We start from the raw sequence: 1,136 nt of genomic DNA, 5'->3' as shown, positions 1-1,136 counted from the left end.
GCGCATCAGCGGGGCATGCGCGTGATCATCGATTTCGTGATGAACCACACCAGCGATCAGCACCCGTGGTTCCAGCAGTCGCGCACCGACCCCGAAGGCCCCTACGGCGACTACTACGTCTGGGCCGACGACGACAAGCAGTACCAGGACGCCCGCATCATCTTCGTCGACACCGAAGCCTCCAACTGGACCTTCGACCCGGTGCGCAAACAGTACTTCTGGCACCGCTTCTTCTCCCACCAGCCCGACCTCAACTACGAGAACCCCGCCGTCCAGGAAGAGATCATCTCCGCCCTGCGGTTCTGGCTGGACCTGGGCATCGACGGCTTCCGCCTGGACGCCGTGCCCTACCTCTTCGCCGAAGAGGGCACCAACTGCGAAAACCTCCCCCGCTCCCACGGCCTGCTCAAACGCGTACGCGCCGAGATCGACGCCCACTACCCCGACACCGTCCTGCTCGCCGAGGCCAACCAATGGCCCGAAGACGTCGTCGACTACTTCGGCGACTTCCAGGACGGCGGCGACGAATGCCACATGGCCTTCCACTTCCCCGTCATGCCCCGCATCTTCATGGCCGTACGCCGCGAATCGCGCTACCCCGTCTCCGAGATCCTCGCCAAGACCCCCGCCATCCCCTCCGGCTGCCAATGGGGCATCTTCCTGCGCAACCACGACGAGCTCACCCTCGAAATGGTCACCGACGAAGAACGCGACTACATGTACGCGGAATACGCCAAAGACCCGCGCATGCGCGCCAACATCGGCATCCGCCGCCGCCTGGCCCCCCTCCTGGACAACGACCGCAACCAGATCGAACTCTTCACCGCCCTGCTCCTGTCCCTGCCCGGCTCGCCGATCCTCTACTACGGCGACGAGATCGGCATGGGCGACAACATCTGGCTCGGCGACCGCGACGCGGTGCGCACCCCCATGCAGTGGACCCCCGACCGCAACGCCGGCTTCTCCTCCTGCGACCCCGGCCGCCTCTACCTCCCCACCATCATGGACCCGGTCTACGGCTACCAGGTCACCAACGTCGAGGCCTCCATGTCCTCGCCGTCCTCGCTGCTGCACTGGACCCGCCGCATGATCGAGATCCGCAAACAGAACCCCGCCTTCGGACTCGGCTCGTACAC

At 65.4% G+C, this 1,136-nt stretch carries 1 protein-coding gene; it reads left to right on the top strand.

Annotated elements, in window-relative coordinates; translation table 11 throughout:
* Nucleotides 1-1,136, top strand: a 1,136-nt coding sequence (gene treS / locus ACZ6ZP_RS43170) for a maltose alpha-D-glucosyltransferase (RefSeq protein WP_454429347.1), incomplete at both ends; no start/stop codon positions are given.

This window comes from Streptomyces sp. NPDC054047 (assembly GCF_055585065.1).
Note: the sequence above shows the minus strand (reverse complement) of the source record. Positions and strands in the feature narration are given on the sequence as shown.